This window comes from Psychroflexus halocasei (assembly GCF_900107595.1).
Lineage (GTDB): Bacteria > Bacteroidota > Bacteroidia > Flavobacteriales > Flavobacteriaceae > Psychroflexus > Psychroflexus halocasei.
Window position 1 is genome coordinate 92,920 of sequence record NZ_FNQF01000005.1, and the last position, 24,144, is coordinate 117,063.

Consider the following 24,144-nt stretch of genomic DNA (forward strand, 5'->3'; position numbering starts at 1 on the left):
TTCAGATTAGTTTGAGATTCCCACTTACGTTGGAATATTGCGCAGGCAGGAATCTTTAAGGGCAAGAGTAAGAAATGTAGGTTTTTTAATTAATTGATATTGTGATCCTTATATTTAATATTTATTAATTATATTTACATTAAATAAATATAAAATGACAACATTTACATCCTCACTTCCAGATCATTTATTGAAAGAGCTTTCCAAAACAGCTAAGGAGTTAAAAATGCCTAAAAATAAAGTCATTGAAAAAGCTTTACAAATTTTTTTAGACGAAATTCAAAGAGCGAAATATGCTGAATCATATCGAAGAGCTGCAAAAGATAAAGATATAATGGCGATGGCCGAAGAAGGAATGGCAGATTATTTTAAACAGCTTCAAAATTTGGATAAAGAATGAAGCAAGGAGATATCTGGAACGTTTACTTTGATCCGATAAAAGGAAGTGAACAAGGCGGAAATCGTCCAGCAGTTGTTATAAGCGGTAATACCTTAAATAAAAATTTGGGAGTTATTGTTGTTTGTCCACTTTCAACTGCTATTCATAATTATGAAGGAAATCCAGTCTTAATTCCTACAAAAGAAAATGGACTAAAATTAACTTCTGAAATATTGGTATTTCATATTCGTTCTCTTTCTAAAGAACGGTTTAAAATAAAAATTGGAGAGGTTACTAAAAAGGAATTAGAGAAAGTTAAACAAACAGTTCTTGATATTTTAAAATATTAAATGAGATAAACTGAGTCTTTTTATCAGATTAAATCAAAAAAACAAAATAAATGCAAAAATTACAGAGTTATATTCATGGAAAATGGGTTGAAGGATCAGGTGAAGGTGTCCCTTTAATTGATGCTGTCACTGGAGAGACAATTGCTTTAAGTGATACAAAAGGACTTGATTTTGATCAGGCTTTAAAATATGGTCGTCAGAAAGGTGAAACATTAAGGAAAATGACTTTCCAGGAGCGTGGAAATATGCTCAAAAAATTAGCCTTACATCTAACCAAAAAGAAAAAACAGTTTTACGAAGTAAGTTTCCGAACAGGTGCTACGAAAGTTGATAGCTGGATTGATATAGAAGGTGGTTTTGGGAATTTATTTGCCAACGCTTCTTTGCGTAAAGTTTTTCCTAATCAAGCTTTTGATGTTGAAGGTGATCCGATTGATTTATCCCGCGGTGGCCGATTTATGGCACATCATATTTTAGTTCCTAAAGAAGGTGTTGCAGTGCACATTAATGCTTTTAATTTTCCTGTTTGGGGAATGTTAGAAAAATGTGCTGTGAATTGGATGGCTGGTATGCCAGCTGTAGTTAAGCCAGCGACAAACACATCTTTCTTAACTGAAGCTGTGGTGCGCGAAATCATCAATTCAGGTATTCTACCAGAAGGTTCTTTACAACTTATTTCTGGTTCTGCGCGTTCAATTCTAGACACCGTAGAATCTCAAGATGTGGTCACTTTTACAGGTTCTGCCGATACTGGTAGGATGTTGAAATCACACAAAAGATTATTAGAAGAATCCGTTCCTTTTAATATGGAGGCTGATTCACTCAATGCTTCTATTCTGGGCGAAGATGCCAAGCCTGGTACGCCAGAATTTGATTTGTTTATTAAAGAAGTACGAAATGAAATGACCGTGAAATGCGGACAAAAATGTACGGCGATTCGTCGTGTTATTGTTCCTGAAAATTTAGTTGAAGATGTTCAAATTGCTCTCGGGAAATCATTAGGGAAAGTCACAATAGGCGATCCGCGTTTAAAAGAAGTCCGTATGGGTGCTTTGGTGAGCAAGGATCAAGTTCAGGAAGTGCGAGAGCGAATTCAAGAAATGACAAAAACGGCTTCAATCGTTTATGGTGATTTAGAAAAAACGCATACAATTGGTGCAGATGCAAATAAAGGCGCTTTCATGTCGCCAATCGTGATGCGAGAAGACAATCCGTTTGAAAATATAGCAGTGCATTCCACAGAAGCTTTTGGGCCTGTCAGTACCATTATGCCTTATAAAAACATGGGTGAAGCGATTGAATTATCCAAAATGGGTAAAGGATCTTTAGTTAGTTCTATCGCGACAAATGATGATAAAATTGCAGCTGATTATACTGTAAATGCAGCAACACATCACGGTCGTATTTTAGTCATCAATAGAGAAAGTGCAAAACAAAGCACAGGTCATGGATCTCCATTACCTTTATTAGTTCACGGAGGACCTGGTCGTGCTGGAGGCGGTGAAGAAATGGGTGGTAAACGCGGTATCAAGCATTATATGCAGCGTTGTGCAATACAAGGTTCGCCTACGACTTTAACTGAGATTACAGGAATCTATCAGCCTAAAGCAAAATATAAGCAAGCTGAAAAACATCCTTTCGCATATCATTGGGAAGATATCCAACCAGGAATGTCTTTAAAAACTCATAACAGAACTCTTACCGATACTGATATTGTGAATTTCGGAAATCTGACTTGGGATCATTTCTACGCGCATACTGATATTACGTCGCTTGAGGGTAGTATTTTTGAAAAAAGAACAGCTCATGGCTATTTCATTATTTCTGCAGCTGCAGGATTATTTGTTTATCCTAATAAAGGGCCAGTGGCAGCGAATTATGGTTTAGAAGAAATTCGATTCTTACGTCCACTCTATCATAACGATACAATTCATGTTCGTTTAACATGTAAAGAAAAAGTTGATAGAGATCAGAAAGGAACTGAACTTCCAAGCGGTATAGTAAAATGGTATGTTGAGGTGTTTGACACAGAAGCTGTTGATGAAGAAGATAAGCTTGTTGCCATCGCCACAATTTTAACGATGGTGCAAAAAAAGCAAGATGTTTTCCATGAAATTGATCGCTTATTTTTAGAGCAAAAATTAAGTCTTTTAAAAGAAGACCAAAAACCAGAATGGGGAATGATGATGCCTCAGCACATGCTTGAACATTTAGAGGGAAGCTTTAATTTAGGAAGAGGTTTAGGTGGAGATGTTGAGATCATCACACCAGAAGAACATCTTGACAAGGTGAAAGAAACACTTTATACTTATGAAAAAATGCCTCAAGGTTATAAACATCCATTGATGAAGGAAAATGAACTTGAGCCTTTAAAACATGAAAGTTTTGATGAGGCAAAAAAATCCTTCTTAAAAGCTTATGATGATTTCCATTTATATCATCAAGAAAATCCAGATGCGATGATCAAGAACGCTGTTTTTGGAGAGTTGAGCTATTTTGAGTGGAAACTTCTTAACAGAAAACACATCAATCATCACTTTGAGCAATTTGGTTTGATTTAATTGTTTTATTAAAAAGTAAAGAAAGCCATTTAAATTCGAATTTAAACGGCTTTTTTAATCAAAAAACTTAAAGTGTTTTATTTCACTAAAGTCAATTCATCAATAATATGTGTTGCGCCAGCATATTTATCGATTAAGAATAAAACGTATCTGATATCAACACTGATTGTTCTTTGTAATTCATCATCAAAGATAACGTCACCAGCCATAGCTTCAATGTTTCCGTCAAAAGCAAGACCGATTAACTCACCATTTCCATTTAAAACTGGCGAACCTGAGTTCCCTCCAGTAATATCATTATCTGTTAGGAAGTTGACAGGCAAATAGCCATCTTCATCAGCATATTGTCCAAAATCTTTATTCTCATATAATTCGATGAGTTTTTTAGGCATGTCAAACTCATCATCACCTGGCTGATATTTTGCTACAGTTCCTTTTAGAGTTGTATAGTAATTATATTTTGCATCGTTTGTTTCATCTTCAGGTAAAGAAATGACTTTTCCGTAAGTTAAACGCAAAGTACTATTTGCATCAGGATAATACTTTTTATCAGGATTTTGTAAACGCATTCCTTTTACCATTAATCTGTAAGCTCTTTTAAACTTGTCATCCCAAGCTTTTTGCTCATCAGATTTGTAACGATAACGCTTCAATAAATCATTTGAAAGTAAGTAAAGCGGATCTTTTGCTAAAACTTCAGCATCAGGATTGTCTAAAAACTCATTAACTTCTTTTTCTGATTTAAAAATACTGTTATCAATACTTTGGTTAATGTAAGTTGTCCATGCTTCAATAGTGTTTCCGTTTTCATCGGCAATCTCTTTTACCATCGGTGCGATGTTTTCAGCTTTTTCTGAGTACAGATGTAACTGGGCTGCTAAAAGATCTTTTTCTAAAGGCATATGTAAACCATCGTAAAGACGAGTTACTTGTGTTTTTATTCTTGGCATTAGCTCAGCTTGTTTTGCTTCGTTTTGCTCAGCGTAATATTCCATAGTTTGTCCAACACGATAAGGAATTGTCGCTAATTTAGAGCGTAGCATAATGCTCATATAATTGTTATGACGGCTTATTTCATTAGTGTTATCGTAATAATCATTAATGACAGACATTACATTTTTGTATTTGCCATCTTCATTCTTCTTCGCCCATCTTTTAAACTTTCTTTCAGCCTTGCGCTTACTTTTAGCTGTTTTATGTTGCTTTAAAGCATCGATCATACCTTGTCTGTTTTTCCAGTAATTAGCAATTCCTGCATAACTTGAAGCATAATCTAAATTTACTTGTGCATCTTCGCTCATATATTTCTCCATCACATCCATTGATGTTCTTGAAGCTTCGACCCAAGCAGGATAAGCGTACTCTACATTTTGCTCAATTCCGCCAGAAGGCATCCAGCGATTTGTTCTTCCTGGGTAACCCAAAATCATAGCAAAATCATTTTCTTTAAATCCTTTTATGCTCGTTGGCAAGTGATGTTTAGGATTTAATGGGACATTATCTTCAGAGTATTCAGCAGGATTTCCGTCTTGATCAGCATAAACTCTAAAAAGAGCAAAATCACCAGTGTGTCTTGGCCATTCCCAGTTATCAGTATCTCCACCAAATTTACCAATGCTTTTTGGAGGTGTTCCTACTAAGCGAACATCATTATAATCTTCATAAACGAAATAGTAAAATTCATTTCCGTTGTAAAATGATTTAACAGAAACTGTGTATTTTCCGCCTTCATCATTTTCTTTCTGAATTTTAGCAATTTCTTTGTTAATAGCAGCTTCACGCTCATCTTCAGTCATTTCATCATTTACCTGACCTAAAATACGTTTAGAAACATCATCCATTCTTACGAAAAAACGAACGGATAAGCTTTCAGGTTTCATTTCTTCCTCATGATTTTGAGCCCAAAAACCATTGTTTAAATAGTCGTTTTCTGCAGTTGAAAGTTCTGCAATTGCACCGTAACCACAGTGGTGATTTGTTAAAACTAAACCTTTATCAGAAATAATTTCAGCAGTACAACCGCCACCAAATTGAACAATGGCATCTTTTAAGCTTGAATTATTAACACTGTAAATTTCTTCAGGAGTTAATTGTAAACCCATTTTTTGCATGTCAACGTAGTTGAGTCTTTCAATGTGCATCAAAAACCACATGCCTTCATTTGCCTTGACCGGTAATATAAACAGGGCAAGGAGTAAACCAAAAATAATCTTTTTCATAAGTCTATTACTATTAAATAAATATTGAGTAAAGCAATAATTAAACTAGATATTTAAGAATAATTATCTAGTCACAAATATACTTTTTATTGACTTTTAAGACTTCATCATAAGATGAAAGTTTAATCTCATATCATAGATTTACAAGTTGATGATGTTATTTTTTGAAGTTTAGGTTTGTTGGATTTTTAGATTTTTTATGATAAGTCAAAAGCTTTAAGTTGTAAATATTGTCATTAAGGCTAACATTCATTAGTTTTGGAAGCAAAAAATATTATAAACATGGCAGAAGCATACGTTAAAAAACAAATAGAAGATAGAATAGCGACAGTTGAATTTTTTCATCCAGCGCATAATTCTTTACCGAGTGATATTTTATCAAAATTGGCAACAACAATTACCGAAGTTGGCCAAGATGATGAGGTTTTAGTCATTATTCTTAAATCTGGTGGAGACCGTACTTTTTGTGCAGGAGCTAGTTTTACTGAATTAATAAATATTCAAGATGAAACCGAAGGTGAAAAATTCTTTATGGGGTTTGCAAATGTGATTAATGCGATGCGAAAGTGTCCGAAATTTATTATCGGAAGGGTGCAAGGTAAAACTGTAGGCGGCGGCCTTGGTTTAGCTTCTGCAATGGATTACTGCATGGCAACAAAATATGCAGCAATCAAGCTTAGCGAATTAAATTTAGGAATAGGTCCTTTTGTTGTTGGTCCTGCGGTTCAAAGAAAATTAGGCGCAAGCGGCATGTCGCAAATTGCAATTGATGCCAATACTTTTTACTCACCTGAATGGGCGAAACAAAAAGGTTTATATGCAAATGTTTACGACTCAACTGAAGAACTTGATGAAGCTGTGATTGATTTTGCAAGAAATTTATGCGAGTATAACCCAGAAGCCGTTAAAGAAATGAAACAAATGTTCTGGAGAGGCACAGAAGATTGGGATCAACTTTTAAATGAGCGTGCAAAAATTAGCGGACGCTTAGTTTTATCTGAATTTACGAAAGAGAAGTTGGAGAGGTTTAAATAAGACGGGAGATTTTTAGAGGTGAGTAAGTAGTAAGAAACTTTTGATTTATGAAAAGTCAATATCATTTTAAATTTGAAGATTTAAAAGTTTATAAAAAAGCAATAGATTTCGGAGAATCAATTAATAGTCAAGTAGAAAATTTTCCAACACACGAAGTATATAAACTATCATCTCAATTTATTAGAGCAGCAGATTCCATCGCTTTGAATATTGCGGAAGGATCAGCAAGTTCGGACGCTAATTTTATGAGGTATTTAAAAATGGCTTGGGATAGTGCTCATGAATGCGTAGCGATTTCAACTAAAGCTAGACTAAGAAATTATATTAATTTTGATGAAAATGAAGAGAATCGAAAGAAAATTACAGAAATATCTAAAATGATTTCCTCGTTAATCAAACACTTAAAAAATAAATAAATTGTAAAAATGACTCACCTCTCATTACTCACTACTAATTTTCTAAATTATGATCTACAAATTTAAAAATCACATCCCCGTTATTCACGAAAGCAGTTTTGTGCATCCTTTAGCGGCAGTGACTGGTAATGTCATTATCGGCAAAGATTGTTACATCGGTCCTGGTGCAGCCATTCGTGGTGATTGGGGCGAAATTATTTTAGAAGACGGTGTGAATGTTCAGGAAAATTGTACAGTTCATATGTTTCCTGGAAAAAGTATCACCTTAAAAAAAGGAGCGCATGTAGGGCATGGCGCTGTCATACATGGTGCAAACTTGGGCAGAAATTGTCTTATTGGGATGAATTCTGTTATTATGGATGATGCAGAAATAGGTAATGAATCTATTATTGGTGCTATGGCTTTTGTGAAAGCTGAAACTAAAATTTCGAAAAGAAGTTTGGTTGTCGGAAATCCTGCAAAAATCATCAAAGAAGTTTCTGACGATATGATTGCTTGGAAAACTGCAGGCACTAAACTATATCAACGTTTGCCTTCAGATTGTCACGAAGGTTTAGAAGAAGTTGAGCCTTTACGAGAGATTGAGGAAAACAGACCTCAACAAGAAAATTTTTATCAAACTCTACAGGAAATGAAAAAGCAAAATTAACTATAAGCTTTTCTGCAAATGTTCATAAGCATGCGTGTCGAGATTGACCATATGCGTATAATTAAAACCCAATCGTGAATACAATCTCTTTGCGGCTGGGTTTTCTTCATCGACAAGTAAGCCTATATTCTTTATTTGATTTTTTTGAGCATATTGTTCAGCAAAAGAAATCAATTGACTCCCGATTTTTTGGCCACGATAGTTATGATTAACGCTTAACGCATCAATATAAAACTCACCTTCACGCGTTTCAGGGTTTAGTTGCCCTTTAAAACTGTAATTTTCACTAAGATGCAAAACAAGGTTTTCTTGTAATTTTTTGTGCTTTTTGCCATCATAACCGACAAGAATACCAACAACTTTTTGATTGATTAAAGCGACAAAAGAGTTTTTATAACTATAAAGCGAAGTTTCACTTTTAAATTGCTCTTCAAGAAAATTGATAGCTTTTTGTTTATCATTTACGCCTATATAAAAATAAATCAAATCTTCCATAGCTTCCAAAAGGAGTTCTGCGGAATCTTTAGCATGAGAAGTCTTAGCAGAAGTTATTTTAATCGACATAAGAAAAGCTTGATTGATAAGTTTATTTTGAGTGCATAGATAGTATATTTGTCAATCTCCATGAAAAAATTATAAAAATATTATGCTTAAAAAAATAACTCACAACTTATTGTTTAAGGTTTTTATCGCAATTGTTTTAGGTGTTCTGATTGGTTTATACACACCTGAATCGGTAAACCGAATTGTTAATACATTTAATGCGTTTTTTGGTGAGTTTTTAGGTTTTGCAATACCTTTGATCATTCTTGGTTTAATTATGCCAGCGATTGCAGATTTAGGCAAAGGTGCAGGAAAACTCCTGCTAATCACAGCGGCCTTAGCTTATGGTTCAACTCTGTTTTCAGGATTCTCAACTTATTTCGTAGCATCTGGTTTCTTTCCTTCTTTTATTGAACCTCAAAACGTACAAGCTATAGAAGAAACAGCTATTGAATTAACTCCTTACTTCTCAATAACTATTCCACCAATTTTGGATGTGATGTCTGCTTTAGTTCTAGCATTTGTCATTGGTTTAGGTTTGGCGCCTTTAGGAAATAGTACTTTGAAAAATGTAACGATGGATTTTCAGAAAATCATCATGTTTTTGATTGAGAAAGTCATTATTCCACTTTTACCACTTTATATCTTAAGTATCTTCTCGGCTATTGCTTTCAAAGGGCAAGTGGCTTCTGTTTTATCAGTTTTCGTCAAAATTATCGGTGTGATTTTTATCATGCACATTTTATTGATGGTGATTCAATATATCATTGCTGGGGCAATTACAAAGAAAAACCCGTTTAAGGCATTGATAACAATGGCACCAGCTTATTTTACAGCTTTAGGAACGCAATCTTCAGCAGCAACAATTCCTGTAACACTTCAACAAGCTGAGAAAAATGGCGTTTCTCCTAAAGTCGCTAATTTTGTTATTCCGTTAGGCGCAACAATTCACTTAGCAGGTAGTACAATGAAAATTGTGGCTTGTGCTGTGGCTCTGATGTTGATGCAGGGCATGGATTTTAACTTCGGAATGTTTGCAGGTTTCGTGATGATGCTTGGTATTGCTATGGTTGCTGCACCTGGCGTTCCTGGAGGTGCAATTATGGCTGCCGTGGGTATTTTACAAACGATGTTAGGTTTTGATGCTGAAGCACAAGCTTTAATGATTGCACTTTACATCGCGATGGACAGTTTCGGAACGGCAGCAAATATTACAGGTGATGGAGCAATTGCTTTAATTGTAAACAGAATTGTAAGAGATAAAAAAGAAACTTCAACTTCCTGATGATTAAACTTTACTAATATAAAATCAGAAAAGCCGTCTCAAAAATTATTTTTGAGACGGCTTTTTTTTGCAATAATCTTCTGATTATTGAAGTTTATTTTGATGAGTTATCTTTCGATTTCGGATGAACCAATTTCATTTCATTAATTAAATGTGTTGCATTTGCATATTTATCAATAATGAATAAAATATAACGTGCATCAACCATAATATTTCTTGAAATCACAGGATCATAAAAGAAATCACTCATCGTGCCTTCCCAAACTCTATCAAAGTTTAAACCGATCAAGTTTCCGTGTGCATCAATGACTGGGCTTCCAGAGTTTCCGCCTGTTGTGTGGTTTGTTCCTATAAAGTTAATTGGCATTTTGCCATCTTTATCAGCGTATCTACCATAATCTTTATTGGCGTGTAAATCTAAAAGTTTTTGAGGCGCATCAAATTCATAATCACCAGGAACATATTTTTCAACAACACCTTCTAAATGTGTTACTGGCTCATAATAAACAGCATCTTTAGGGCTGTAACCCTTCACTTGACCGTAAGTCACACGAAGTGTTCCGTTAGCGTCTGGGAAAATACGCGCTTCTTTCGGACTTAACTCGACAATCGCTTTCATGTATTTTTTCTGAATTGCTTCGATCTCTAAACTTTTACTTCTATAAGTTGGTAAAACTTCAGTATAGAATTTTTCAGCTTGCTCTTTTACGAAAGTGTAACCTAAATCTTTATTTAATCTTTTGATGATTTTTTTAGGACTGCCTTTCAATAAATCTTCAAGAGCTTCATAAGAAGTTAAAGCTGAACTTGAATAAATTTCTTGTGTTAAGTCAGCTTTATTTTTCTGTTTTAATTCATTTGAAATAAACTGCTCTGGCATTTCATGCGCATAGTATTTAATCACTTTTTCAAAAACCTTTTTATCAACTTGAGCGCTGTAATCTTTGTAAGAAGATTTGAATCTTTTTAATAAATTGTCTTTACGATCATTAAAAGATTGTTTGCCTCTATTGTTTAGAATTTGTTCCAATTGATAAAGCTGGAAGCCATTTCTAAGCAACTCAACATTTCTGACAAATGCTTCAGAAAACAAGTTATAAGCTAAATCGTAATCTTCATATTCTGCGTAAGCTTTATCAAAATCACTTAAGATTGAGCCATATTCATTCTCAAGATCTTCAGCTTTAACACGCTGCATAAACTCTTTTTCTTGGTCTTTTTTAATGTTGACAACACCAGTTTTTTTCATGCCTTGGCTTTCACCAATCCATTTTTTATAATAATTGGCAATGCTCGAATATTTAGAAGCATATTGAATTTTTATTTTTTTGTCTTTACGCATAAAAACATCTTGCTCTTTTAATGCAACTTCACGTAAACCAATTCGTGCAGGATTAATTGTTTCAACCAATTGCTCAATTGCAACCGCTGGTAAGTATTCTTCAGTTGAGCCTGGGAAACCAAAAACAAGAGTAAAATCGCCTTCTTCAACACCATCTAAACTTACTGGTAAGTAATGTTTAGGTGTGTATGGCACATTGTCTTCACTGTATTCTGCTGGACGGTTATTTTCGTCAGCATAAATTCTAAATAAAGCAAAATCGCCAGTGTGTCTTGGCCACGTCCAGTTATCAGTATCCGAGCCAAATTTACCAATCGATGAAGGTGGCGCACCGACTAAACGGATGTCTTTAAAAGTTTCAACACGAAACAGCATAAACTGATTTCCGCCATAAAAAGTACTTACACGGTTTGTTTGCCATTCTTCTTTTGGAGAATTTTCAACAACTTTTTGTTTGTTCTTTTCAATAATTTGTTGGCGTTCTTCTTCAGAAGATGCAGATTCAGTGTTTTTTAAAACTTGCTCAGTTACATCTGTGATTTCAACGACAAAAGTGACTGTCATTCCTGGGTTTGCCAATTCGTGCGACATGCTTTTAGCCCAAAATCCATCAGCTAAATAATCGTTTTCTACAGAAGAATGCGATTGAATTTGACCATAACCACAGTGATGGTTTGTTAATAAAAGACCTTGAGGCGAGATCACTTCAGAAGTACACCCACCATTAAAATGAGGGACAGCATCTTTAAGACTGCTTTGGTTGACGCTGTAAATGTCTTCAGCCGACATTTTCATACCAAGGTTTTGCATTTCATTTTCGTTCATTCCTTCAAGTAGTGAGGGAATCCACATTCCGCCTTGCTGTGCAAAAAGCGGTAAGGCGAATAAAAAGACAAATAATCGAATTAATTTCATCATAAGTTTATAAATATTTTATGTCATAATAGGCAAAAAACCATCATGCCGCAAAATAATAAATTTTGAGTTGACTTTTTGATTTTTAGATTGAATTTGCAAACGATTTGAAGATGCTTTCGTGATTAAAAATTTTATTCACATGCTATTTGATGTAAAGAAATGGCTTAGCCTATTTTATTTTTAACGATAAAATTAATGACTATTGTTAAAGCTTAGGAATTCAAATAAGAATCCTTTAGAAATAGGCTTAAAATGTTATTTTTGTTAGCAATCCAATTCAATTAAATCAGAAATTAACTTCTTTATGATGTAAGTTTTCTTGCTTAATTGAAGATCAAAATGAATCATTGACCTTAAAGAATTGAAAAATTCTTGGTAAGTAAAAAAATATAAAATGAGTGAAGAAAAAAAATCTCCATCAATATGGGAATTTAAATTGCCTAAAATGGGTGAAAGTATCACTGAAGGAACAATTATCAATTGGTTAGTTAACGAAGGTGATGAGGTTGAAAAAGATCAAATCATTCTTGAAGTTGCCACTGACAAAGTTGACTCAGAAGTGCCGTCACCCGTTCGAGGAACGATAAAAAATATTTTAGCCGAAGCTGATTCAATTGTCAAAGTTGGAGAAGTGATTGCGAAAATTGAAGCATCTGAAGATCAATCAGACCAACCGAAAGAGGTTTCTACAAAAAAGCCTGAGGCAGAATCTAAAAAATCTAAACCAGCAAAAAAGAAAGCTGCTCTAACTTCAAGTTCAAAGCCAACTTCAGATGCGAAGACTTACACCATTAATAAAAATCAAAACACATATATATCACCCTTAATTCAGAATATCGCGATTGATTATCACATTAGTTATGAAGAATTGGCACGCATTCCTACAACAGGACATGACGGACGTTTACGCAAAAGCGATGTGTTTAAATATATAGAAGAAGGTCGACCAGCACAGTTTGCACAACCTCAAACTGAAACAAACGGTTTCCAGGTGCCCGACTTGAAACTTGAAAAAGGCAAAGGAGAAATAATAGAAATGGATCGCATGCGACAGATGATCGCCGATCACATGGTGTATTCAAAACACACTTCGCCACACGTGACAGCTTATGTTGAAGCAGATTTGACAGATATGGTCAACTGGCGAAACGCAAATAAAAAAGCTTTTCAAGAAAAATACGGAGAGAAATTGACTTTTACACCATTATTTGTTGAAGCAGTCGCTAAGGCTGTTAAAGATTTTCCGATGATTAACGTCAGTGTTGATGGTAAAAACATCATTAAAAAGGAAGAGATTAATATCGGAATGGCAACGGCTTTGCCTAGTGGAAATCTCATTGTGCCAGTTGTGAAAAATGCCGATCAAAAGGATCTAAAAACGATTGCAAAAGAAGTGAATGCTCTAGCTGAAAAGGCAAGAGAAAATAAACTTAAGCATGAAGAAACAAGCGGAAGCACGTTTACAATTTCAAATGTTGGGACTTTTGGAAGCTTGATGGGAACACCAATTATCAATCAGCCTGAAGTTGCCATTTTAGCAACAGGAATTATCAAAAAACGCGCTGAAGTGATGGAATATGAAGAAGGCGATAAAATTGAAATCAGAAGCATGATGTATCTCTCATTATCTTTCGATCATCGTGTGGTTGATGGTTTCCTCGGCGGAAGCTTTTTAAGAAGAGTAGCGGATTACTTTGAAGATTTTAATTAAAAACGGACGGTTTGAAACAAGACGGTTTGAAACATGATATTTAAAATACCAATTTATCAATAATAATCATGAGAAGGCATAATTATAAAAAACTTCAAATATGGAATGAAGCCATGGATTTAATTGATGAGAATTACCTTTTCACATCGACTTTACCAGATTATGAAAAATATGGATTGAGAACTCAAATGAATCGTTGTGCCGTCTCCATTGCTTCCAATATTTCTGAAGGTTCGAGTAAACGAACCAATAAACATTTTATTAAATATCTTGAAGATAGTTTAGGTTCTGCTTATGAGTTGGAAACTCAGTTAACTGTCTGTTTCCGTCAAAAATTTATTTCAGATGAAATTTATTTGAGTTTGGAAAATAAAATACAAAAATTACAAAGCAAAATTTCGAATTTTATTGATCGTCTTGAATCTAATCAATGAAAAAGTCATGATTCAAAATGTCTTGATTCGTGATTCTAAAATATAAAAAATGAAAATAGATAAAAAAATACTTAAGAAAGCTTTTTCAAATCTCTGTACGGCGAAAGCTTTAACAGATTTATACGAAGAGAATTTCAAAACGGTTTCAAAATATGTTCACGCAACCTCTCGTGGACATGAAGTTATTCAGATTGCTGTTGGGATGCAACTTTTACCGCAAGATTATGTCTTCCCTTATTACAGAGACGATTCAATTTTGCTTTCAATCGGGATGCAACCTAAAGACTTAATGCTACAAGTTTTAGCCAAAAAGGATGACCCTTTTTCTGGCGGACGCACTTATTATTCGCACCCAAGCATTAAAGATGCTGATAAACCAAAAGTTCCTCACCAAAGTTCAGCAACAGGCATGCAAGCCATTCCTGCAACTGGTGTCGCTCTAGGAATGCATTACAGAGAAGGCGGCGACCTTTTTAAGGATGACGAAAAATATGCCTTTTTTAAAGATATGGGTCATGAGGAAAAGGATTCCCGCCTGCGCGGGAATTTACCTGTCGTCGTCTGTTCTTTAGGAGATGCGAGTGTGACGGAAGGTGAGGTGGCAGAAGCATTCCAAATGGCAGTTCTCAAAAAGTTACCAATTTTATACGTTGTTCAGGATAATGGCTGGGATATTTCTGCCAATGAAGCTGAAACACGAGCACAAAATGCTGCAGAATATGCCAAAGGTTTCAAAGGCTTAGAGGCGATTTCTATAGACGGAACTGATTTTGAAGAAAGTTATCAAACAGTACAAGACGCCATCAAAACAATTCGAGATGAGCGCCGACCAATGCTGATACATGCAAAAGTTCCTTTGTTAAACCACCACACATCTGGTGTGCGTATGGAGTTTTATCGTGACGATTTGGAGGAAGCCAAAACCCGAGATCCTTATCCGAAGATGAAAAAATTACTTTCTGAAAATGATTTTTCTGAGGATGAAATTGAAGCCATCGAAGCTTTGGCTCACGTTAAAGTGAAAGAACATTTTGAAGAAGCCTTAAAAGCTGAAGACCCAAAACCTGAAAATTTATTTACAAATGATTTTGCGCCAACACCAATTACTGAAGAAAAAGGTGAGCGTTCGCCAGAAGGTGCTGAAAAAGTAGTGATGGTTGATTGTGCGCTTTTTGGTATTGAGGAACTCATGAAAAAACACAAAGAATGTTTGCTTTATGGTCAAGATGTTGGTGGCAGATTAGGCGGCGTTTTTAGAGAAGCGGCAACTTTAGCTCAAAAATTTGGTGATAATCGTGTGTTTAATACGCCAATACAAGAAGCTTTTATTATCGGCTCAACAGTTGGGATGTCGGCAGTGGGACTAAAACCAATTGTTGAGGTTCAGTTTGCAGATTATATTTGGCCTGGCCTCAATCAATTATTTACTGAAGTGAGCAGAAGCTGTTACTTATCTAATGGGAAGTGGCCAGTTTCTATGGTGTTGCGTGTGCCAATTGGAGCTTATGGTAGCGGTGGACCTTACCATTCATCTTCGGTTGAAAGTGTGGTGAGCAATATACGCGGTATCAAAATCGCATATCCAAGTAATGGCGCTGATTTAAAAGGTTTGATGAAAGCGGCTTATTATGACCCGAATCCTGTTGTTATTTTTGAACACAAAGGTTTATATTGGAGTAAAGTGCCAGGAACAAAAGGCGCCACTTCGGTAGAGCCGAGTGAAGATTATGTTTTGCCTTTCGGGAAAGCTTGGGTTTTACAAGAAATCTGGAAGCAAGAAGATAAAGAAACATTAAGCATTATCACTTATGGTATGGGTGTGCATTGGGCAATGAATGCTTCAGAAGAATTAGGAATGCAAGACCAAATTGAAGTTGTTGATTTGAGAACTCTACATCCTTTAGATGAAGAAACGATCATGAAATCTGTCAAGAAATGCGGAAAATGTTTAGTTGTCACTGAAGAGCCTTCTGATAATACTTTTGCAAGAGCTTTGTCTGGTAAAATTCAGGAAGAATGCTTTAAATATCTTGATGCGCCTGTGATGACAATTGGTTCTGAAAATATGCCTGCCATTCCGTTAAATTCAACTTTAGAACAAAGCATGATTCCTTCTACAGAAAAAGTGAAAAAGAAAATTGAAGAATTACTGAATTATTAAGTAATATCATTTAAGATGAAGTTGATATATCAAGAAAAGCAAGTGATATGGTTGATCGTCATACCATTTTCCATATTCTTGTTTTTCTTGATTCCTCTACTTTTAATACCTTCTGATTCAGAAATTGTCAAACTCGTTTTTCTATTTTTGATTGTATTATTTTCTCTTATTCTAATTAATTTATACCAACTTAAATTTTCAGTTTTTCAAAATCATTTGGAAATTAAATTTGGTTTAGGTTTTTTTAAATAAAAAAATACCGATAAAAGATATTGACCCTGATAGTTTTACGGAAGTGAAGCTGCCTTGGTATTATGGTTTAGGTTGGAAATATGATTTAAAAGGTCACGAGTTCTTCAGTGCAAAACCTGGCTTAGCTTTGAGTTTCAGGTTAAATGACAGCCCAAAACAATACAGATTAGTCGCAAAAAATAATCAGGCTTTGAAGGAGGCGATCATTAGGGCAGTAGATTATAGTAAATAATTAAAGCTTAATATTTTACTGCATTAACTCAGAGAAAAGGAAACTTTTCTATTTTTAAGCTTTGTTTAAGCGCACGGATGAATAAAGTTTTAGAAACATACAGAAAAAGTCGTTTTAGGCAGTTTTTAAGAAAACATCAAAAATATGCACCTCTTTTATTTTTCATTGGCGGATTTATTTTCGATTCCTTGACGCTCAGACGCATCGATCGACTTTACGATTTGGTGGTTTTGTGCTTGCACATGACCTCGCTAACAGTCGTTTTGTATCTCTATAATTTAGCTGATGATGGGAAGTGGAGAAACACTTTTTTAGAGCGATTTCAGCTTTATTTTCCATTAGCCATTCAGTTCTTTTTTGGTGCGCTTTCTAGTGCTTTTGTAATTTATTTTTCTAGAAGTGTTTCCTTATCCAAAACCATATTTTTCTTTGTTATTCTTGTTGGTTTATTGATTGCCAATGAGTTTTTAAAAAAGCGAATCTCAAATAAATATCTCCAGTTTAGTGTTTATTTTTTCGTGAGCTTTACTTTTTTTACATTCATCATTCCTGTGTTTGTCAAGATGATGAATACTGGTGTTTTTATTTTTTCTGGTTTAGTGAGTTTGATTTTGACCCTCTTACTTTTAATGACAATTTATTATCGGAGTCCGAGTACAAGAGCAGAGGTGAAGCTTAAGAAAATTCTGAGTTTTATTTTTGGTATTTATCTGATGATTAATACTTTTTACTTCTTTAATTTGATTCCACCTGTTCCATTATCTCTTGAAGAGGGGATGGCTGCTCATCATGTTGAAAAAAATGATCAAGAATACATCGTTACTTATGAAACTGACGATTGGTATGTGTTTTGGCGGGATCATAGGTTGAAATTCATTTCATCACCTGGAGAAAAAGTCTATATTTTTACTTCCATTTTTGCACCAACGCAAATTAAAAAAAAAGTTTTTCACCGTTGGAAATGGTTTGATGAAAAAACAGATGATTGGGAGTTGATAGAAGATATTGGTTACAAAATTACTGGTGGTCGAGGAGATGGCTATCGCGGATATACATTTAAAAAGAATGTAAAAGAAGGAACCTGGAAAGTTGAAGTGATTACAGAAGAAGAATTAATTTTAGGCGTCATTGATTTTGAAATAATATTTGATGAATCAAAACAACCAAAAGGATTAATTCAAAAAATATTCTAATTCATATTTCATCTAATTTTATAGGCCTCACTTTTTATATTCTATCCTTATTAGTCTATATTGTAATAATCTTTATAAAAAACAGATAATGGATCAAGAATTTTGGTTACATCTCAAAGATGATTTTATAGATCTACTTTTGTATATCGGGCCGCGTATTATTTATGCAATTATTGCTTTTGTAATAGGCTTATTTGTCATCAAGCTTCTTATGCGATCTCTTAGGCAATTGCTTAAAAAATCAAAAACTGAACTTTCTCTACAAACATTCATAGAAAGCCTTTCCGTATTTTTACTCTGGGGAGTCCTAATTTTTATTATAGGTTCCATCATAGGGATTAAAGCATCATCTTTTTTCGCGATTTTTGGAGCCGCAGGTATTGCTATAGGTCTCGCATTACAAGGGAGTTTATCAAATTTTGCCGGAGGTGTTTTAATTCTGGTATTTAAACCTTTTAAAGTTGGTGATTTAATTGAGGTGAATGGTGTTTTGGGTTTTGTGCAACAAATTGATATCCTCTACACACGTGTCAAAACTTACGATGGACGTATCGTCACCATGCCAAATGGTAATCTTTCTAACAGCGATGTTGATAACAGAAGTATGAATCCTTATCGACGTGTTGAACTTGATTTGAAGTTTCATTATAGTGAGGATATGGGTCGCATTCGTGAAATTTTATTGAGAACTTTAAGCAAACATCCCGATATATTGAAAGATCCAGCGCCTGATGCTTGGCTCGATAAAATAGGCGAATATCAATTAGTGATTACAGCGCGTTGTTGGACAAAATCTGAAGTATTTTGGGATGTCTATTGGGATCAACTTGAGGCTGTTAAAAAAGCACTTGATGAAGAAGGTATTGAAATCCCGATTCCAAAACAAAAAATTGAAGCCAACCAATTTCAAACTGAAATTGTTTCCCATGAAAAACAGAAATAATTAAATACAATTCGTATAAAAAACTAAACCGCAGAATTGAATTTTTCAAAGCTGCGGTTTTTTAATTTTATTTCTAAAACTTATTCTATGCTTGCGCTTGATGTAGGGAATCGACGATCTACTTTTTTAAGTAATCCTTGTAAAACTTTTCCAGGGCCAACTTCTGTATAAGACTCCATACCATCTTCAAGCATTTGCTTCATGATTTGTGTCCATTTGACAGGTGCTGTAAGCTGCGCGATTAAATTCTTTTTAATCTCCTCAGGGTCTGTTACAGCTGTTGTTGTCACATTTTGATAAATAGGACAATTGGGTTGGTTAAAAGTTGTTTCCTCAATCGCCTTTGCTAATTCTTCTCGTGCAGGCTCCATTAGTGGAGAGTGGAAAGCACCACCAACAGGAAGCAACATGGCGCGTTTTGCACCTTTTTCTTTTAAAACTTCGCAAGCTTTTTCTACAGCTTCAGTTTCTCCAGAAATGACTAATTGTCCTGGACAATTGTAATTGGCAGGGACGACGACACCATCAATTGTTTGACAAACATCCTCTACGATATCATCTTCCAAACCTAAAACAGCAGCCATTGTTGATGACTGATTTTCACAAGCTTTCTGCATGGCAAGTGCTCTTTTATGAACAAGTTTTAGCGCATCTTCAAAAGATAAAGTTCCATTAGCCACAAGCGCTGAAAATTCTCCTAAAGAATGTCCAGCAACAAGATCTGGTTTAAAATCTTCACCCATCAATTTACTTAAAATAACTGAATGCAAAAAGATGGCAGGTTGTGTCACTTTTGTTTGCTTGAGGTCTTCTGCAGAGCCTTCAAACATAATATCTGTAATGTTAAAACCTAATATTTTGTTTGCTTTTTCAAATAGTTCTTGAGCCTCTGGCGACTTTTCATAGAGATCTAATCCCATTCCTGAAAATTGTGCACCTTGACCTGGAAAAACGTATGCTTTCATAAATTCTTTGTTTTATCAAAAGCAAATGTAGTCAGTTTCTTACTTTATGGCAATTTTATTTTTATTTAAGCATATTTAGAGATGATATCTTGACATCTTGAAAAATAAGCTTGACCAAAACAATTGAGATGGACGAGTAAATAATAAAGCTGATAAACATCTAAATGATCTTTTTCTTCTCGCGCTTCTGGCAGAATTTCATAGTAACTTTCAAAAGCTTCTGATGAAAATCCACCGAAAAGTTTCATCATTGCAAGATCAAAATTTTTGAGGCTGTATGAAATGGCAGGATCAATTAAACAAAAACCTTCTTTCCTTGAATATAAATAATTTCCTGACCATAAATCGCCATGAATTAAACTGGACTTTTGTTCAGGAATCAGATGTTCGATTTGCTTTAAGAAAGAATCTATCTGTTTAAGATCGTACTTTTTCTGAAGTGCCAAGTTGAGTTGAGGTAACAGACGTTGATTAATCAGAAAGTCAACGGCTGATGTTTCAGTTGAGTTGCTTTGCTTTAATTGGCCGATGTAATTGTCTTCATTTAAGCCAAAATCATCTTTGCTGAGCTGATGTAATTCTGCCAATTGCTGACCAAAATTAGAATAATCCGATGCTTGATGTGAATTGATATAATTTAAAATCAAATATTGAAATTGATGATGCTCCCCAACTTTGAAAACTTCAGGAATATAAAAAGTATTCGTTTCTCGAAGCTTTTCTAAACCATTAGCTTCTCGCTGAAGCATGTCAGGAAAACGATGTTTGCGATTGATTTTAATCACAAGTTTTTCTGAAGTTGTTTCTAATAAATATGTTTGATTGATATCTCCGCCGTGTAGCTGTTTTGCTGAGCGCAATTCTATTTTATCATCTTGAGCTATTTTTGTGAGGAGCTCACGCATAATTAAACTCTTTTGAAAGTTTGGTAGGTGAAAGCGTAATCATGTTTTTCATCCTTAGCATGAAATTCTTCCTTGATAACTTGCCATTTTTGGTCGCTGATTTTAGGAAAAAAAGTTTCAGCATCATCAAAATCTGCATGAACTCTTGTGATTTCAAGTTCATCAATTTTTTCCATGGCTTCTTTATATATTTCTCCACCACCAATTATGTATGCTTTTTCTTCCTGTGTAGGAACAGCATTTATAGCCTTTTCTAAACTATCAACAACAATATGAGAATCGTTGGTTTGATAATCTTTTTGTCGTGTAATAATCACGTGAGTGCGATTTGGTAAGGGTTTAGGGAAAGACTCAAATGTTTTGCGACCCATGATGATATAATGTCCAGATGTTGTTTTTTTAAAATGTTTAAAATCATCTGGTAAATGCCACATCAAAGTGTTGTCTTTACCAATAGCATTGTTTTCTGCAATGGCAGCGATGGAGATAAGTTTTGTCATAACTAAACTGAAACTTGACCTTTTATTAATGGGTAAGGATCGTAATTTTTTAAAGTGAAATCCTCGTATGTAAAATCAAAAATAGAGGAAACATCAGGATTCATTTCCATTTTAGGCAAAGCTTTAGGTTCTCTCGAAAGCTGAAGTTTCACTTGCTCAAAATGGTTATTATAAATATGTGCATCACCAAAAGTATGAATGAAATCTCCATTTTCAAAACCACAAACCTGCGCAATCATCATTGTTAGTAAAGCGTAAGATGCGATATTAAAAGGCACGCCAAGAAAAATATCAGCGCTACGTTGATAAAGCTGACAAGATAGTTTATTATCAGCCACATAAAATTGAAAGAATGCGTGGCAAGGAGGTAAAGCGGCTTTGTCATTGGCGACATTTTCAGCAAAACTCTGTGAAGTATCTGGTAAAACACTCGGGTTCCATGCCGAAATCAGCATGCGTCTGCTATTAGGATTTTTCTTTAAAGTGTCGATTAATTCTTTGATTTGATCTATTTCTTCGCTGTTCCAGTTACGCCATTGATGTCCGTAAACAGGTCCTAAATTTCCATGATCATCAGCCCATTCATTCCAGATTCTAACGCCGTTTTCTTTTAGGTATTTGATGTTCGTATCACCTTTTAAAAACCAAAGTAATTCATGAATAACAGATTTAACATGGATTTTTTTTGTTGTGACTAAAGGAAAACCTTCAGCCAAGTCAAAACGCATTTGATAGCCAAAAACACTTCGCGTTCCAGTTCCTGTTCGGTCACCTTTGTCAGTGCCGTTTTCGAGAACATGTTTTATTAAATCGTGATACTGTTTCATGAGAATTATTATTAAGAATGAACTTAACCAATTATCATCCCTGCAATTGTCGCAGACATTAATGATGCTAAAGTTCCACCGATCAAGGCTTTAAATCCAAATTCTGATAATGTTTTTCTTTGTCCTGGAGCTAATGAGCCAATGCCACCAATTTGAATACCTATGGAAGCAAAGTTGGCAAAACCACAAAGCATATAAGTTGCCATGATAATTGACTTTTCATAACCTAAACTAATTGCATTTGAAGCATCTTTAAGTTCAGCAAGTTGAATATAACCAACAAATTCACTAGCTGCTAGTTTGATGCCAAGGAGTTGCCCCATCAGCATCACATCTTCTTTGGCAACACCAATAAGCCACATAAGTGGAGCAAAGACAGTTCCTAAAATAGCTTCTAAAGAAAAACTCTCATAAGGTGAATTTTCAGCGATGAGTCCGTTTAAGGAAGTCCAATCACCAACAACGCCAAGACCATAGTTGATCATCGCAATTAAAGCGACAAAAACGAGTAGCATCGCACCAACGTTAGCAGCAAGTTTTAAACCTTCTGTTGTACCGTTGGCAATCGCATCCAACATATTTGATCCGATTTTATCAATTGAGACTTCAACTTTAGGATTGACTTTATCTTGTTGTGGGTAAAGTATTTTTGAAATAACAATGGCGCCAGGGGCTGCCATGACTGAAGCTGCCAATAAATGTTTTGCAAAAGCCAAACGTGCAACAGGATCATCGCCACCTAAAAAACCAATGTATGCTGCCAAAACTCCACCAGCTACAGTTGCCATTCCGCCAATCATCACAAGTAAAATTTCAGATCTTGTCATACGTTCTAAATAGGCTTTAATCATCAAAGGAGATTCGGTTTGACCTAAGAAAATATTTCCTGCGACACTCAAACTTTCGGCGCCTGAAATTCCTAAAACTTTTGTCAATACTTTTGCCATCCCTTTGACAACAATTTGAATAACGCCCAAGTAAAAAAGAAGAGAGGTTAAGGCTGAGAAGAAAATGATGGTTGGTAACACTTGAAATAAAAAGATGTAACCATAACTTTCAACATCCATCAAACCGCCAAGTAAAAACTCACTTCCTGCTGCAGTAAATTCTAAAATTTTGACGAAAATATTTCCGACAAATTCAAACCCAGCTTGTACAAAGCCAATTTTTAAAACACCGATAGCAAGGAGTAGTTGAGCTGTTAAACCAGCGCCAACTGTTTTCCAGTTGATGGCTTTTTTATTCGATGAAAACAAATAGGCGATGAATAAAATACTGATCATTCCTAAAACGCCACGCCATAAGCTATTAAAACTAAAACCTTGATGCGGAATTGTTTCTTTTATGTTTGCAGCAGCTTCATCATCCTCTTGAGTTGGGATTTTTTGAAGTTCAGGTGTTTTGATAAAACCTAAAGTTTCTGTATTGTTTGATATCTGAAGTCCAGAGTCTTTTTGATCAATTTTATAGGCTTGGTAAGAAAGGCCATTAATTGGATTTTTAAAATAAATCGAGTCATTCTTAACGATGAAGCTTGTTTGAAAGCTTGCTTTTTCGTTTTTAAAACTTACAATTTCTAATTTTTCAAAATCTAATTGTAATTCTTTTGCTAGAGAGTCTTTGTCCGACTCTAGTTCCCAATTTCCTGAGATGCTTTGACCAAAACTAAAGCTTGCTAAAACTAAAGCACAGCTTAAAAAAATGTTTTTCATATTTTAACTTCTTTTCGAAATCTCGTCTCTTAATTTTGCAGCTTTCTCATAATTTTCTTCTTTCACAGCTTTATTTAAAAGCTCATTGAGCTGATTTTGGCTTAAGTGTGATAATTCGTTTTCTGAAGATTCTTCCTCAAAATAATCAACATCTTCAATCTGTTCATCTTCGGTTTGTTTTTCTTTCATTGTTGATTTCTGAAGCTCTATTCCTGCTTTATCTAATATGTTAGGATAGGTGAAAATCGGTGCGTTAAACCTTAATGCTAATGCAATGGCATCACTTGTTCTTGCATCAATAATTTCTTCTTTGTCATTGTTTTCACAGATTAAACTTGAGTAGAAAATACCATCAATCAATTTATGGATGATGACTTTTGTAACCTTGAGTTGAAATCGATCTGCAAAGGTTTTAAACAAATCATGTGTCAAAGGTCTTGGAGGTTTAAGCTCTTTTTCTAACGCAATTGCAATTGATTGTGCCTCAAAAGCCCCGATAACAATTGGTAATTGCCTTTTTCCATCCTCTTCGCTTAACAATAATGCATAAGCACCAGTTTGCGTTTGGCTGTAAGAAATTCCTTTGATGTTGAGCGTAATTAATTCCATTAT

22 protein-coding genes are annotated in these 24,144 nt (G+C 34.8%); 13 read left to right on the plus strand and 9 right to left on the minus strand.

Annotated features, from left to right (window positions below; translation table 11 throughout):
* The first annotated feature begins 154 nt into the window (after positions 1–154).
* Genes BLV84_RS07340 through paaZ form a run of 3 tightly spaced genes read left to right on the plus strand, consistent with a single transcriptional unit; the run spans position 155 to position 3,290 of the window.
* Positions 155–400, plus strand: a complete 246-nt coding sequence (locus tag BLV84_RS07340; protein WP_093243823.1) for a CopG family transcriptional regulator — start codon at positions 155–157, stop codon at positions 398–400.
* Positions 397–729, plus strand: coding sequence for a type II toxin-antitoxin system PemK/MazF family toxin (locus BLV84_RS07345; RefSeq protein WP_093243826.1), 333 nt, complete (start codon positions 397–399; stop codon positions 727–729). The genes BLV84_RS07340 and BLV84_RS07345 overlap by 4 nt, the downstream gene beginning before the upstream one ends.
* Before the next feature lie 50 nt (positions 730–779).
* Positions 780–3,290, plus strand: coding sequence for a phenylacetic acid degradation bifunctional protein PaaZ (paaZ, locus tag BLV84_RS07350; protein WP_093243830.1), 2,511 nt, complete (start codon positions 780–782; stop codon positions 3,288–3,290).
* 77 nt (positions 3,291–3,367) lie between these two features.
* Here paaZ and BLV84_RS07355 read toward each other — a convergent pair whose 3' ends face one another.
* Positions 3,368–5,509 (minus strand): S46 family peptidase, encoded by a 2,142-nt coding sequence (locus tag BLV84_RS07355; protein ID WP_093243833.1) that lies wholly within the window; start codon positions 5,507–5,509, stop codon positions 3,368–3,370.
* Between the two features lie 282 nt (positions 5,510–5,791).
* Here BLV84_RS07355 and BLV84_RS07360 point away from each other — a divergent pair, with 282 nt between their 5' ends.
* Genes BLV84_RS07360 through BLV84_RS07370 form a run of 3 tightly spaced genes read left to right on the plus strand, consistent with a single transcriptional unit; the run spans position 5,792 to position 7,609 of the window.
* Positions 5,792–6,544, plus strand: coding sequence for an enoyl-CoA hydratase/isomerase family protein (locus tag BLV84_RS07360; protein WP_093243835.1), 753 nt, complete (start codon positions 5,792–5,794; stop codon positions 6,542–6,544).
* 47 nt (positions 6,545–6,591) lie between these two features.
* A complete protein-coding gene (locus tag BLV84_RS07365; protein WP_093243837.1) occupies positions 6,592–6,960 on the plus strand; it encodes a four helix bundle protein in 369 nt (122 codons plus the stop codon).
* A 49-nt stretch (positions 6,961–7,009) separates the two neighbouring features.
* Positions 7,010–7,609 carry an acyltransferase gene (locus BLV84_RS07370; protein ID WP_093243839.1) on the plus strand — a complete coding sequence of 200 codons (600 nt, stop codon included), beginning with the start codon at positions 7,010–7,012 and terminating at the stop codon, positions 7,607–7,609.
* Here the strand turns inward: BLV84_RS07370 and BLV84_RS07375 are convergent, their stop codons facing one another.
* Positions 7,610–8,173: a GNAT family N-acetyltransferase gene (locus BLV84_RS07375; protein WP_093243842.1), complete on the minus strand. Its 564-nt coding sequence runs from the start codon at positions 8,171–8,173 to the stop codon at positions 7,610–7,612. It abuts the gene before it with no gap.
* Positions 8,174–8,255: 82 nt separating this feature from the next.
* Between BLV84_RS07375 and BLV84_RS07380 the strand changes: the two genes are divergently transcribed.
* Positions 8,256–9,437, plus strand: coding sequence for a dicarboxylate/amino acid:cation symporter (locus BLV84_RS07380; RefSeq protein ID WP_093243845.1), 1,182 nt, complete (start codon positions 8,256–8,258; stop codon positions 9,435–9,437).
* A 94-nt stretch (positions 9,438–9,531) separates the two neighbouring features.
* Here the strand turns inward: BLV84_RS07380 and BLV84_RS07385 are convergent, their stop codons facing one another.
* A complete protein-coding gene (locus BLV84_RS07385) occupies positions 9,532–11,694 on the minus strand; it encodes a S46 family peptidase (protein ID WP_093244197.1) in 2,163 nt (720 codons plus the stop codon).
* 397 nt (positions 11,695–12,091) lie between these two features.
* Here BLV84_RS07385 and BLV84_RS07390 point away from each other — a divergent pair, with 397 nt between their 5' ends.
* The 6 genes from BLV84_RS07390 (at position 12,092) to BLV84_RS07415 (ending at position 18,623) form a co-directional block, all read left to right on the plus strand.
* On the plus strand, positions 12,092–13,408 hold the full coding sequence (locus tag BLV84_RS07390; RefSeq protein WP_093243849.1) for a dihydrolipoamide acetyltransferase family protein: 1,317 nt from the start codon (positions 12,092–12,094) through the stop codon (positions 13,406–13,408).
* Between the two features lie 68 nt (positions 13,409–13,476).
* Positions 13,477–13,842, plus strand: coding sequence for a four helix bundle protein (locus BLV84_RS07395; RefSeq protein ID WP_093243854.1), 366 nt, complete (start codon positions 13,477–13,479; stop codon positions 13,840–13,842).
* Between the two features lie 49 nt (positions 13,843–13,891).
* Entirely contained in the window at positions 13,892–16,003 is a 2,112-nt protein-coding gene (locus BLV84_RS07400) for an alpha-ketoacid dehydrogenase subunit alpha/beta (RefSeq protein ID WP_093243858.1), read from the plus strand.
* A gap of 295 nt (positions 16,004–16,298) precedes the next feature.
* Positions 16,299–16,487, plus strand: coding sequence for a hypothetical protein (locus BLV84_RS07405; protein ID WP_093243861.1), 189 nt, complete (start codon positions 16,299–16,301; stop codon positions 16,485–16,487).
* Positions 16,488–16,564: 77 nt separating this feature from the next.
* On the plus strand, positions 16,565–17,680 hold the full coding sequence (locus BLV84_RS07410) for a DUF2914 domain-containing protein (protein ID WP_093243864.1): 1,116 nt from the start codon (positions 16,565–16,567) through the stop codon (positions 17,678–17,680).
* Between the two features lie 88 nt (positions 17,681–17,768).
* The gene (locus BLV84_RS07415) at positions 17,769–18,623 is read left to right on the plus strand and encodes a mechanosensitive ion channel family protein (protein WP_093243867.1); all 855 of its coding nucleotides are present in this window, start codon (positions 17,769–17,771) and stop codon (positions 18,621–18,623) included.
* A gap of 80 nt (positions 18,624–18,703) precedes the next feature.
* Here the strand turns inward: BLV84_RS07415 and fabD are convergent, their stop codons facing one another.
* The 6 genes from fabD to BLV84_RS07445 all read right to left on the minus strand — a co-directional run bounded on the left by fabD (position 18,704) and on the right by BLV84_RS07445 (position 24,141).
* Positions 18,704–19,588, minus strand: a complete 885-nt coding sequence (gene fabD / locus BLV84_RS07420) for an ACP S-malonyltransferase (protein ID WP_093243871.1) — start codon at positions 19,586–19,588, stop codon at positions 18,704–18,706.
* Between the two features lie 65 nt (positions 19,589–19,653).
* Positions 19,654–20,493: a fructosamine kinase family protein gene (locus BLV84_RS07425; RefSeq protein WP_093243874.1), complete on the minus strand. Its 840-nt coding sequence runs from the start codon at positions 20,491–20,493 to the stop codon at positions 19,654–19,656.
* A gap of 2 nt (positions 20,494–20,495) precedes the next feature.
* Entirely contained in the window at positions 20,496–20,993 is a 498-nt protein-coding gene (locus BLV84_RS07430; RefSeq protein ID WP_093243877.1) for a dihydrofolate reductase, read from the minus strand.
* Positions 20,994–20,995: 2 nt separating this feature from the next.
* Positions 20,996–21,820 carry a thymidylate synthase gene (locus BLV84_RS07435; protein ID WP_093243881.1) on the minus strand — a complete coding sequence of 275 codons (825 nt, stop codon included), beginning with the start codon at positions 21,818–21,820 and terminating at the stop codon, positions 20,996–20,998.
* 23 nt (positions 21,821–21,843) lie between these two features.
* Positions 21,844–23,532, minus strand: a complete 1,689-nt coding sequence (locus BLV84_RS07440; protein ID WP_093243885.1) for a NupC/NupG family nucleoside CNT transporter — start codon at positions 23,530–23,532, stop codon at positions 21,844–21,846.
* A 3-nt stretch (positions 23,533–23,535) separates the two neighbouring features.
* Positions 23,536–24,141: a bifunctional nuclease family protein gene (locus tag BLV84_RS07445; RefSeq protein WP_093243889.1), complete on the minus strand. Its 606-nt coding sequence runs from the start codon at positions 24,139–24,141 to the stop codon at positions 23,536–23,538.
* Between the last annotated feature and the right edge of the window lie 3 nt (positions 24,142–24,144).

Excerpts from the sequence above, each read along its gene's own strand:
- BLV84_RS07340 (WP_093243823.1), top strand. The coding sequence starts at position 155 with ATGACAACATTTACATCCTCACTTCCAGATCATTTATTGAAAGAGCTT.
- BLV84_RS07345 (WP_093243826.1), top strand. The coding sequence starts at position 397 with ATGAAGCAAGGAGATATCTGGAACGTTTACTTTGATCCGATAAAAGGA.
- paaZ (WP_093243830.1), top strand. The coding sequence starts at position 780 with ATGCAAAAATTACAGAGTTATATTCATGGAAAATGGGTTGAAGGATCA.
- BLV84_RS07355 (WP_093243833.1), bottom strand. The coding sequence starts at position 5,509 with ATGAAAAAGATTATTTTTGGTTTACTCCTTGCCCTGTTTATATTACCG.
- BLV84_RS07360 (WP_093243835.1), top strand. The coding sequence starts at position 5,792 with ATGGCAGAAGCATACGTTAAAAAACAAATAGAAGATAGAATAGCGACA.
- BLV84_RS07365 (WP_093243837.1), top strand. The coding sequence starts at position 6,592 with ATGAAAAGTCAATATCATTTTAAATTTGAAGATTTAAAAGTTTATAAA.
- BLV84_RS07370 (WP_093243839.1), top strand. The coding sequence starts at position 7,010 with ATGATCTACAAATTTAAAAATCACATCCCCGTTATTCACGAAAGCAGT.
- BLV84_RS07375 (WP_093243842.1), bottom strand. The coding sequence starts at position 8,173 with ATGTCGATTAAAATAACTTCTGCTAAGACTTCTCATGCTAAAGATTCC.
- BLV84_RS07380 (WP_093243845.1), top strand. The coding sequence starts at position 8,256 with ATGCTTAAAAAAATAACTCACAACTTATTGTTTAAGGTTTTTATCGCA.
- BLV84_RS07385 (WP_093244197.1), bottom strand. The coding sequence starts at position 11,694 with ATGAAATTAATTCGATTATTTGTCTTTTTATTCGCCTTACCGCTTTTT.
- BLV84_RS07390 (WP_093243849.1), top strand. The coding sequence starts at position 12,092 with ATGAGTGAAGAAAAAAAATCTCCATCAATATGGGAATTTAAATTGCCT.
- BLV84_RS07395 (WP_093243854.1), top strand. The coding sequence starts at position 13,477 with ATGAGAAGGCATAATTATAAAAAACTTCAAATATGGAATGAAGCCATG.
- BLV84_RS07400 (WP_093243858.1), top strand. The coding sequence starts at position 13,892 with ATGAAAATAGATAAAAAAATACTTAAGAAAGCTTTTTCAAATCTCTGT.
- BLV84_RS07410 (WP_093243864.1), top strand. The coding sequence starts at position 16,565 with ATGAATAAAGTTTTAGAAACATACAGAAAAAGTCGTTTTAGGCAGTTT.
- BLV84_RS07415 (WP_093243867.1), top strand. The coding sequence starts at position 17,769 with ATGGATCAAGAATTTTGGTTACATCTCAAAGATGATTTTATAGATCTA.
- fabD (WP_093243871.1), bottom strand. The coding sequence starts at position 19,588 with ATGAAAGCATACGTTTTTCCAGGTCAAGGTGCACAATTTTCAGGAATG.
- BLV84_RS07425 (WP_093243874.1), bottom strand. The coding sequence starts at position 20,493 with ATGCGTGAGCTCCTCACAAAAATAGCTCAAGATGATAAAATAGAATTG.
- BLV84_RS07430 (WP_093243877.1), bottom strand. The coding sequence starts at position 20,993 with ATGACAAAACTTATCTCCATCGCTGCCATTGCAGAAAACAATGCTATT.
- BLV84_RS07435 (WP_093243881.1), bottom strand. The coding sequence starts at position 21,820 with ATGAAACAGTATCACGATTTAATAAAACATGTTCTCGAAAACGGCACT.
- BLV84_RS07440 (WP_093243885.1), bottom strand. The coding sequence starts at position 23,532 with ATGAAAAACATTTTTTTAAGCTGTGCTTTAGTTTTAGCAAGCTTTAGT.
- BLV84_RS07445 (WP_093243889.1), bottom strand. The coding sequence starts at position 24,141 with ATGGAATTAATTACGCTCAACATCAAAGGAATTTCTTACAGCCAAACG.